Source organism: Paenisporosarcina sp. P4_E4_2, from assembly GCF_056401595.1.
This window is the reverse complement of sequence record NZ_JBFUJC010000090.1, coordinates 1-10,219: the sequence shown is the minus strand read 5'-3', so window position 1 is coordinate 10,219 and position 10,219 is coordinate 1. Positions and strand designations below refer to the sequence as shown.

The 10,219-nt window shown below is 42.2% G+C and carries 12 protein-coding genes; 4 read left to right on the top strand and 8 right to left on the bottom strand.

What is annotated here, in order from left to right:
* A partial coding sequence (locus tag AC1DSB_RS08605; RefSeq protein ID WP_477586455.1) for a hypothetical protein occupies nucleotides 1-265 on the top strand: 265 nt, incomplete at its 5' end.
* Nucleotides 266-284: 19 nt separating this feature from the next.
* On the opposite strand, the gene AC1DSB_RS08600 is transcribed toward AC1DSB_RS08605, so the two are convergent.
* From AC1DSB_RS08600 to AC1DSB_RS08570, 7 genes are all read right to left on the bottom strand, one after another.
* On the bottom strand, nucleotides 285-1,373 hold the full coding sequence (locus AC1DSB_RS08600; protein WP_477530828.1) for a hypothetical protein: 1,089 nt from the start codon (nucleotides 1,371-1,373) through the stop codon (nucleotides 285-287).
* Between the two features lie 98 nt (nucleotides 1,374-1,471).
* Nucleotides 1,472-2,089: a YczE/YyaS/YitT family protein gene (locus AC1DSB_RS08595; RefSeq protein WP_477586453.1), complete on the bottom strand. Its 618-nt coding sequence runs from the start codon at nucleotides 2,087-2,089 to the stop codon at nucleotides 1,472-1,474.
* 112 nt (nucleotides 2,090-2,201) lie between these two features.
* On the bottom strand, nucleotides 2,202-2,690 hold the full coding sequence (gene ybaK, locus AC1DSB_RS08590) for a Cys-tRNA(Pro) deacylase (RefSeq protein ID WP_477530826.1): 489 nt from the start codon (nucleotides 2,688-2,690) through the stop codon (nucleotides 2,202-2,204).
* Nucleotides 2,691-2,718: 28 nt separating this feature from the next.
* On the bottom strand, nucleotides 2,719-4,887 hold the full coding sequence (locus AC1DSB_RS08585) for a DNA topoisomerase III (RefSeq protein WP_477530825.1): 2,169 nt from the start codon (nucleotides 4,885-4,887) through the stop codon (nucleotides 2,719-2,721).
* Between the two features lie 204 nt (nucleotides 4,888-5,091).
* Nucleotides 5,092-5,655, bottom strand: a complete 564-nt coding sequence (locus AC1DSB_RS08580) for an NADPH-dependent FMN reductase (RefSeq protein WP_016428349.1) — start codon at nucleotides 5,653-5,655, stop codon at nucleotides 5,092-5,094.
* A gap of 165 nt (nucleotides 5,656-5,820) precedes the next feature.
* The gene (locus AC1DSB_RS08575; protein WP_477530824.1) at nucleotides 5,821-5,952 is read right to left on the bottom strand and encodes a hypothetical protein; all 132 of its coding nucleotides are present in this window, start codon (nucleotides 5,950-5,952) and stop codon (nucleotides 5,821-5,823) included.
* Between the two features lie 44 nt (nucleotides 5,953-5,996).
* Complete coding sequence (locus AC1DSB_RS08570; RefSeq protein ID WP_477530823.1) at nucleotides 5,997-6,662, bottom strand: NAD(P)H-binding protein; 666 nt, start codon at nucleotides 6,660-6,662, stop codon at nucleotides 5,997-5,999.
* 120 nt (nucleotides 6,663-6,782) lie between these two features.
* Here AC1DSB_RS08570 and AC1DSB_RS08565 point away from each other — a divergent pair, with 120 nt between their 5' ends.
* From AC1DSB_RS08565 to AC1DSB_RS08555, 3 genes are read left to right on the top strand one after another with little or no spacing between them, the layout of a single operon-like run.
* Nucleotides 6,783-7,805 carry a hypothetical protein gene (locus AC1DSB_RS08565; RefSeq protein WP_477530822.1) on the top strand — a complete coding sequence of 341 codons (1,023 nt, stop codon included), beginning with the start codon at nucleotides 6,783-6,785 and terminating at the stop codon, nucleotides 7,803-7,805.
* Between the two features lie 46 nt (nucleotides 7,806-7,851).
* Complete coding sequence (locus tag AC1DSB_RS08560) at nucleotides 7,852-8,034, top strand: SE1832 family protein (RefSeq protein WP_477586451.1); 183 nt, start codon at nucleotides 7,852-7,854, stop codon at nucleotides 8,032-8,034.
* Between the two features lie 36 nt (nucleotides 8,035-8,070).
* Complete coding sequence (locus AC1DSB_RS08555) at nucleotides 8,071-9,645, top strand: ABC-F family ATP-binding cassette domain-containing protein (RefSeq protein ID WP_016428353.1); 1,575 nt, start codon at nucleotides 8,071-8,073, stop codon at nucleotides 9,643-9,645.
* A 282-nt stretch (nucleotides 9,646-9,927) separates the two neighbouring features.
* On the opposite strand, the gene AC1DSB_RS08550 is transcribed toward AC1DSB_RS08555, so the two are convergent.
* On the bottom strand, nucleotides 9,928-10,219 hold a 292-nt coding region (locus tag AC1DSB_RS08550), incomplete at its 5' end, for a phospholipase D-like domain-containing protein (RefSeq protein ID WP_477586449.1).

The following is a 10,219-nucleotide window of genomic DNA, read 5'->3' as shown; positions in this document are numbered from 1 at the left end:
GTGCCACACCACTATCATTGGCAAATCGCTGGTGTATTATAATCTATTACATTTTAACATAAGCGCATTAGAAAAGTGCAAAGCGCCATTCTGTTACGACATACGGAATTTATATTGGCTTGTGAAAAATTTAACGTTCAAATTGATGGATTTATCAATCAAACTGGAGATTTATCGCTCAAAATCAGCTATTTATCAATCAAACAATTCTCATGACCAAGTTAACTTTATGAACCACAGACACAAAAAAACGAGCTCAGTTTGAGCCCGCGTTCATTAAAAAATTATTTATATATAGAAGAATTATCTAGCTTTTGGTAGAGAACATCCTCAATTTCCTGCCATTTAAAATTATTTACACACGAATCCAATGTCTCTTTTATTGTTTCGTCATCCGTGCAATATACTTGTAGATATTCAGTTGCATGCAAAATTTCTTCTTTGTATCGAGCAACAATTCCATCTACTAATTTCTGATCTTCTTCATTCAATTCGCGGAATTTTTTAACGTCGTAAATTTCGTCTCCAGACCGTTCAGGCTCATATTCATGCGGAGCGGTGCTATCGAACAGGATAGTTTGCAGCTCAGGTAACCACACATAATCAATGCTGTTGCAATCGAGTCCACACCAGCCCCACTGTGTATCAAGCCCTAAGCTCTCTGCTTTCTCGGCAAAGCTCTTCATCAATGTCGATTTTCCGCCACCTGGATATCCTTTGATGAATATGCGTCTTTTGACTCCTTTTGTTAAGGAAGCGAAATGATCTTTTGCGCCTTCAGGAGTTAACGTCCCCATCAATCGATGAGTACGATGAGGGGTTTTATTGAATTTAAGCGTGGTGAAGGTTTCATCGAACAGTGTGTTCGCTTGCTCATCAAAGCCACTCCAGTCCATCCCTTTTACATATGGAATTTCCCATTCGTCGTGAATCTTTTTCGCATTTGTTAATGTTTGCAATGTTTTTGCCAGCCACTGCTCACTGTGCAACGTCTTTTCCCGTAAAAAGCCACCGTGTTCACGCAACTTGTTTTCGTCATAAGCCTCATAGAATGAAATAACGTGATGGGTACTGCCATAATATTTAGGTTCAAAAGAAACTGGATGTGCGGCCTGTATAAATAAGATTCGATTGCCTCTTACAAAAGTGGCTTCAAGTGTATCTGCATGCAAAGGATCGTAAAACCACTCAATATCGTAGCCTCTTTTTACATAATGATAGCCAACTTGTCTGAATAATTCCGACAGTTTGAATGTCGGGGGGGATTTAATAAAATATACTTTCCGTGCTTCGTTGATCAAATCGGCATAAATATTTTTTTCACCTTGTCCTGTAAAAGCACGTCCAAACTGATGCGTGATTGTTCCGTTCATCGACTCATCCCTTTCATTGTGTTGACTGCATCTACTATATGAAATGGGATGACAAAACATGAAAAAAAGCAGCCACTAAGAGTGACCGCTTTGCTTAATTATTTAGAAACTGTCGTTAATTTTTCAATCCATTTTTGTGATAGTGGCAATGTAAAATGCACGATATAACCGAGTGTCAACGCAATGATTACAGTCCCCACCCCTACAGGTCCTCCGAGAAGCCAGCCAATGACAGCAACAATCAACTCAAGTAACGTACGGACACGTTTAACTGTCCACCCCGTCTTCTCAATAAGAATCAACATGAGTGAATCGCGAGGCCCAGCCCCCATATTTGGCGCAATATACATCCCAACCCCGAACCCCATGATTGCTACACCCGCAATGAATAATCCGATTTCGGCAATTGGATTGACTACAATCGGTAATAACCAAAGAAACATATCGATAAAGACTCCGATTAATATCATATTGAGCCATGTGCCTATTGGTGGCCAGCGCTTGGAATAGAGGGAAGTGGCAAGTACGATCACTAAACCGGTTACAATAGACCAAATGCCAATCGATAAACCAAAGTTAATGAAAAGTCCTACATGCATAACATCCCATGGTGCTATACCAAGTATTTCCCCTCTAATGGTCATTGCAATGCCCAGAGACWGCACTACTAACCCGACTAGAAAAAAACTCCATCGTATGTAAATTGTGTTTGTCATCTAAAAGTGCCTTCTTTCCGTAAAAAATCCACTCATGCTTCGCATGAATGGATTCGAATCAATACTGAAAAGTATATCAGCATTATGTTTTAAGTGTTATATAAATTTATTCCTATTTGGTCAAAGAAGCAAATACCCCTTTGGTGCAGGATGCTAAATCAGTTGGATGCAAATGAATCTGCATTCCGACTTTGCCGGCACTGACAATCATCGTATCAAGTTCTTTCGCAGTTTCATCAATGAACGTGGGAAATAGCTTTTTCATTCCAAGCGGTGAACAGCCTCCGCGTATATAGCCAGTCAACCCTAGCAGATCTTTTACCGGAAGCATTTCAACTTTCTTTTCTCCGGCAGCTTTAGCGGCTGCTTTTAAATTCAGTTCCTGGGCTACTGGCACCAGGAAAACGGATACTTTCCCTGGACCTGCAGTAGCAACCAGTGTCTTAAATACTTTTTCAACTGGCTGTGCAATTTTATGCGCAACAGATACACCATCGATTTGCCCGTCGGATACTTCATACTCAAATAAGTCATAGCTGATTTTTTGTTGATCCAGTAAGCGGACTGCATTCGTTTTTGTTGGTTTGGAAGACTTGGCCATAGACATTTCCTCGCTTTTACAAAAATCTTTATTCCTGATTCAATAACTTCTTCAGTGCTTCAGCCATTGCTGTATTTTGAGGTTCATCCTGTTGTTTCAGGAATTTCTGAACGTCTTTCTTATTCGCTTTTGCTCCACCAGAAGATTCGCGGCGCTTCTCGAAAGCTGATAATTTTTCACGATGCCCACATTTACAAACAAACAGTTTGCCATCGCCTTCTCCTCGCATTTCCATGCGTTTATGACACACTGGGCAACGGGCATTAGTTTGCATCGCCACTTGTTTTTTGTAGCCACATTCACGATCTTGGCATACAAGCATTTTGCCACGTTTGCCGTTTACTTCAAGCAAATTCTTTCCACAAGTCGGACAGGTCTTACCCGTGACATTGTCATGTTTGAACTTTTGATCGCTTTGTTTGATTTGCGTCACGACCGTTTTTGAAAAGGTTACCATGTCTTTCATGAATTGTTCCTTTTTCATCGTACCCTTTGCAATTTTCGTCAATCGCTGTTCCCACTCACCCGTTAAGGACGGGGATTTTAAATCTTCAGGGACCAATTCAAGCAACTGTCTTCCTTTGGAAGTCGTGTAGATATCTTTGCCTTTCTTTTCAATGACAAAGCTATTGAATAATTTCTCAATAATATCAGCGCGTGTTGCCACTGTTCCAAGTCCACCCGTTTCGACTGCTGTCTGGATAATGTCTTTAGACTCCCCAGCCATAAATGACGAAGGATTCTCCATCGCAGCAAGTAATGTCCCTTCATTGAATCGGGCAGGTGGTTTCGTTTCACCTTGTGTCATGGAGATAGCACGAATTTCAATCGTGTCTCCTTTTTGTACAGGAGGCAACGTGCTTTCTGTGTCGTCTTCTTTGTCTTGATAGACACGTTTCCATCCTTCATCCCGGACGGTTTTTCCTTTTGCCGTAAATGTTTCTCCAAGGACTTCCAGTGTAATGACTGTTTGATCATATGCATAAGGAGGCAGGAAAACGGCTAAAAATCGCTTAACGATTAAATCATATAATTTTCGTTCTTTGTCTGATAGATTTTGCATGACCGGCGATTCCTCGGTCGGAATAATCGCGTGGTGATCGCTCACTCTTGCATCGTCAATTACTCCTTTTTGCGGTTGGATATTCGCTGAACGCAAAATACTGTTCGTCGCAGCTCTGTAAGGTTGCAAATCGACTGCTTTAATACGTTCTTTCAAGGTCGACTTCATGTCGCTTGATAAATGTTTCGAATCCGTCCGTGGATACGTCACGATTTTATGGCGTTCGTATAACCCTTGCAACGTAGACAGCGTTTCTTTCGCTGACCATCCAAACAGACGATGGCCTTCTTTTTGCAGTTCGGTCAAGTCAAACAATGGTGGTGCAGGTTGCTTTTTAGGTGTTGTTTGAATGGACTTGATCTTTCCTTCCTTGCTCTTGTCCAATTTCTTCAGAACTTGCTCGACCTGTTCCTTATTGAAATTGCTCGACTGATTATTCGGACCAAAWGACCATGTATAGTTTGCCTCTTTCGTTAATGCTTGCAAACCGTAATATGTTTTAGATTTAAAGTCGCGAATTTGTTTTTCGCGTGCTGCAATCATTGCGAGAGTTGGGGTTTGGACTCGTCCCGTCGATAATTGCGCATTGTATTTCACTGTTAGTGCACGGGTTGCGTTAATACCAACCACCCAGTCGGCTTCCGCTCGTGCAACTGCTGCTTCATACAAATGTTCATAGGCTCGGCCGTCTTTCAGTTCACGGAATCCTTTTTGAATCGCTTGATCCGTTACCGAAGAAATCCACAAGCGCTTCACCGGTTTACGGCTTTTCGCTTTTTCTAAAATCCAACGCGCAACCAGTTCCCCTTCACGTCCCGCGTCAGTCGCAATAATGACTTCTTTAACGTCAGGTCGGTTCAGTTGTGCTTTAACAGCATTAAATTGCTTCATCGTTTGTTTAATCGGCACCAGCTTGAATGGCTGAGGCAAGATCGGCAAATCCTCTAGTTTCCATTCTTTATAGCTGTTATCGTATTGTTCAGGGTCAGCATGCGTGACCAAATGGCCAAGTGCCCAAGTAACAATGTATTGTGTTCCTTCTAAAAAGCCGTTCCCTTTTTTATGACAACCGAGGACGCGGGCGATATCGCGTGCTACGGATGGTTTTTCTGCAAGTACTACTGATTTTGACAATGTGTCCGCCCCTTTCTTACATTCATCTATTATAACGGAAAACGGTGGTGGCTGTTTAGTTCGGGGGGTATCCCTCACATTTTGATTTATTCCTCTTCACGATAGGTTTATTCCCATTCGCAAAGACCTCATTCCCTTTCACCCACTAATTCCCAACAAAAAAAACCACTTCGCATGGATTTCGCAAAGTGGTGCAACTGTCTTTTAAGATTGGTCAATTGTTTCTTTTGATAAGTGTTTGCCCATTTCGACGTACTGCACAAATACGCGAGCAAGTTCACGTAAGCGATCATGTACATCTTCATCAATGATGACATTGCCCTCACCGAAATGACTGCCTGTCGTGTACACATAATTCGGCGTCACCAGGCAACGGAAGTAATCCAGGATGGGCTTCAATTGGTTTTCGATGACCAAGTGATGCTGGAACGTTCCGCCATTGGCGACAATTGAAACCGGTTTGTACCGCATTGTTCGCGGATGCAGCATATCGAATGCATTTTTCAGAACACCTGGAATCGATCCTTGGAAAATCGGTGTTGCCAACACGTAGCCATCCGCTTCTTCGAACTCGCGAATGAGGCGACGCATATCATCGTTGTACTCACCCAGTGGTCGACCATCGACAAATTGATGGTCAAAATCGGCCAGCTTCATAATTTCAAGATCGAGCTCACTATTCAATTGTTCAATATATATTTTCACTTGATCCAAAATCGCACCTGTTTTGGATCCAATAATGGTCCCGTCGATAAGTAAAATTTTCATGTCCATTCTCCTTCAAACGCTTTTCTAATGTAAGTACAAAAAGGAATTTGAACTTCCTATATCCTCATTGTATCAAAAAGAAAATCCTTGCCCTAAGCACTGGGTGCTGAAACTACACAAGTTCATTCTTTTGACGGAGACTGTCGCACAATCCGCTTCAAGCCGTTACTGCACCTTTACGATTTCCTTAGTTGGCGGGATCAAAATCACAGCTGTATCACCAGAAATGGATTGAAGTTCTTTCTTGTCGGTGTAAAATTCCAATTCCCCATATTCTTTCATGATGTACAGGAGCACTGTTTCTTCCTCACAGTCGCGCAAGTAGCGTGTGGACGTTTTTTTTATTTAATTTGTGCAATTGCTTCTGAATCATAAATAGCGACAGTTCTTGAAGGTGTCCGCAAAGCTATTTTCATCATGGCAAATGCCACCTGCTTCGCTTCAATCGAACGGTATTTTTTCAAAGGACCTAGAAAAGCCGGTTTTAACAGAGTCATTGTGATTTCTCCAAAGCGCTCCCCTAAACGGAATTCTTCTCGATTCCCGGTCAATAATGACGGTCTAAAAATGGAAACGTGCGGAAGTGAAAGCATCGAAACTTTATCTTCCATCGCTCCCTTTACACGGTTGTAATAGACATTCGATTCAGGGTTTGCCCCCATTGCCGAAATGACCAGCATATGCTTTGCCCCTTGTGATTGTGCAAATTTGCCCATCTGGATGGGTGCGATTAAATCCACTTGTTCAAATGCTTCTTTCGATCCCGCTTTTTTCATCGTCGTACCTAAGCAGCAAAAGAAATCATCTACCCCAACAAAGTCATCCTTGGTCACTTGATTCAGGTTTTTGACTTTCGTGACTAACTTCGGATGGCTGAAGGAAATTGCATTCCTGACAATAATCGTGACTTTTTCATAAGTCTCGTTTTCACAAAGAAACTTGACGAGTTGTGAACCTGTAAGTCCTGAAGCTCCTGCTATCATCGCAGCTCTTTTTTCCAATGTCATCACTCCATTCTTGTAATCTAGTGTTTTGAGTTTACCATACGCACCTGCAAATTCTAATATTTACTCATACAGAGGTTGTAGTTCCCATACGTTAAATAGAAGATGAAAGGTGGGAATGAAATGAGCAACCAAATTCAACAAAAAACCATTTTATTTACGATTGGACGGGCTGGCTATCCTGTCACGAGGTGTGTCCACATTGCGAAGTTACTGGCTTCTCATCGCATTCTTTTTGCAGCCCCTGAAAAACAAACAGTGGTTCTTCGTACCCTCGATCAACAGGGCTTTGCCCCTCTCTCATATGCAAGAATCGCTGATTTGAAGAAGTTATTGATTGAACACCAGCCTGATATGGTTATTACCGATGGCTATGATACAGATATTGATGAAGGAAAAATGTACGCTTCGCATGTTCCGATTACCCTGCATTTTGACGACTTTGGAGAAGGCGGAAAAGCTGCAACTCATGTAGTTCAATCTTTGTACCGCGAAGACCGTGAGCCAGTTCCTTCCCATTATGTGATAGGATCCACAGGTTTTGTGGTGCCTGACGAATTGGAGCCATACGCGAATTCYGGCCTAAAGCATGCATCAGCACTGCCTCTTCCCCACGTCGTTGTGACATTTGCAGATGAAGATGCAGATAACTTGTCTTACCGTACACTTCGTCATTTGCTGCATTTACAAATCCCACTTGCCATTACAGTCGCCCTACATTCGAGTTACCGACACAGTCGCGATGATTTGAAACTGATGGCATTGGGACGAAAACAAACACGTATTGTAGAATGTGATGATCCAATCCAACTGATCAGCGAATCCGATTTGGTTATTTGTGATGCTAGCTTCACTCCTTACCACGTCGCAGTAATTGGTAAACCATGCATTGTCATCGCAGAAGATGAAAAAGAAGCGCAGCATGCTTTCCCGAAGGAAGGAAATGGTTTCATTTATTTAGGTCTGGGACGCAAATTGAAACAATCCCATTTGCAAAACGCCGTGATGGAGACAATTCTCCATCCTAATAGAAGCGTACGGGCAATTAAAAAACAGTTGGGCTTAAAAATGCATTTAAACAATGCGAACATGCAACAATTTTTAGAAAAAATCATCCAAGAAGAAGCACGAGAAATCACCAGATAAGCTATTCATGTGATACAATAGGTGAAAAAAGAGGAGTTTCTCTTACATGACTTCACAAGAAATTCAAGCACAAATTGCCGAACTGAAAATGGATTATATACGTWTGCAAGGCGACATGGAGAAGCTGGAGTCAACTGGACACCCTGGCATGGTCGAAAAAGCCGAGCAACGTTTAGCTAATATGGAAGTACAACTCGCAGAACTAAACAAAAAGCTCGCGGCGCTGTAACACGCCGGCGAGCTTTCTTTATGGAGGAATGGAATCATGGCATTATTGACAGTTGAAAATCTCGGTCACTCATTTGGTGACCGCACACTATTTAAAGACGTATCATTCCGCCTAATTGAAGGCGAACATGTTGGACTGGTTGGTGCAAACGGTGTAGGAAAATCTACATTGATGAGCATCATTACGGGCGAAACCATCTATGATTCTGGTCGTGTGGAATGGTTACCTGGTACCCACTACGGATATTTGGATCAGCACACTCGTTTGGAACAAGGTCGTTCGATGCGCGATACTTTGCGTGACGCGTTCTTGCCGCTTTACAAAAAAGAAGCGGAAATGAATGAAATCACTAGCAAAATGGGTGAAGCAACACCTGAGGAATTGGAAGATTTACTTGAGCAAATGGCGGACATCCAAGATGCACTTGATGCAGGTGACTTCTATACGCTTGATATGAAAATAGAAGAAATCGCACGTGGTCTTGGTCTTGATGCGATTGGATTGGACCGTCCTGTCTCCGCTCTTTCAGGTGGCCAAAGAACGAAAGTATTGTTGGCAAAACTACTTCTTGAAAAACCAAAAGTATTGTTGCTGGATGAGCCTACCAACTATCTAGATGAAGAACATATTGGCTGGTTAACGAATTATCTAAAGAATTATCCTCATTGCTTCCTGCTTATTTCGCATGATACGGAATTTATGAACGGAATCGTTGATGTCATTTTCCAACTGGAATTCTCTAAGCTGTCCCGCTTCACGGCATCTTATGAAAAATTCCTTGAGCTTGCAGAAATCAATAAACGCCAACATATCGACGCTTATGAAAAACAACAGGACTTCATTAAAAAGCAAGAAGACTTTATTGCAAAAAATAAAGCACGCTATTCAACAACTGGCCGTGCCAAGTCCCGCCAGAAGCAACTTGACCGCATTGAGCGAATCGATCGTCCGGAAACTGCTGCGAAACCTCAATTCGGTTTCAAAGAATCCCGCAGCCCTAGTCGCTACGTAGTGGAAGCTGAAAACTTATTGATTGGGTATGACAAGCCATTATTGCCGCCATTGTCTTTCTCAATTGAACGCGGTGAAAAAATTGCCCTTGTCGGGATGAACGGTGTCGGTAAATCGACATTGCTTAAAACGATGCTTGGTAAAGTGAATCCACTCGGCGGAAGCGTTAGACGTGGCGATTTCTTAAATATTTCTTACTTTGAACAAGAAGTAAGAGCGGACAATGTAACGCCGATTGAAGAGATTTGGAAAACCTATCCGAGTATGGAACAAAGCCAAGTGCGCGCAGCATTAGCGCGTACTGGTTTGAAAAATGAACACATTTCTCGTCCGATGAACAGCTTGAGTGGTGGCGAACAAGCGAAAGTCCGCCTATGTAAGCTCATGATGGAAGAAAGCAACTGGTTGCTTTTCGATGAGCCGACGAACCATTTGGATATTCATGCAAAAGAAGAATTGAAACGTGCGATGAGCGAATACAAAGGCACCATCGTATTAGTAAGCCATGAACCTGACTTCTATGAAGGTTTAGTTACGAAAATTTGGAACGTGGAAGACTGGTTCCAAACGGGCGTGCACGTAGACGATTCAAACAAATAAACAGAAAGATCGCTGAAGTTCAGCGGTCTTTTTTTATTGTGTTATGGGGTAATATAGATTTCGCGGGTCGTTATCTGCATTTCCCTGTGGGTTATCTCCATTTTCCGAAGTGTTATCTCGGATTCACCTGAACTTATCTAGAATTCGCACGAACTTATCTACATTTCGCTATATATGCACATTCTGACGTGCTTGAAATTGTGTCAGTTGGCATGTATCTGTGGGTGTTACGCTTGGGAACAAAAAGAAAAAACCTACGCATAATCGTAGGATTTCCTCACATCAATATGTCGTTACTTTGATTGCTTCCTGGAATGAATAAATCCATCGTTGCCACCATGTGAATTCATCTTGGAATTCTTCCATGTCGAGCGTGTACATAGCATCTTTATTGTTCCAGAGGCGATCAAAATAGGCCTCCATTTCAACTGCGAGCTCGCTGTCATTAGGTGCGATGACACGTAAATTATTTTCAAGATTGTAATTATCCAATGTACGTTCCGTATAGTTTGCGGAGCCATTTGAAATAATCGTATGTTCATCTGTCTGAATCCAGATCGCTTTCGTGTGATAC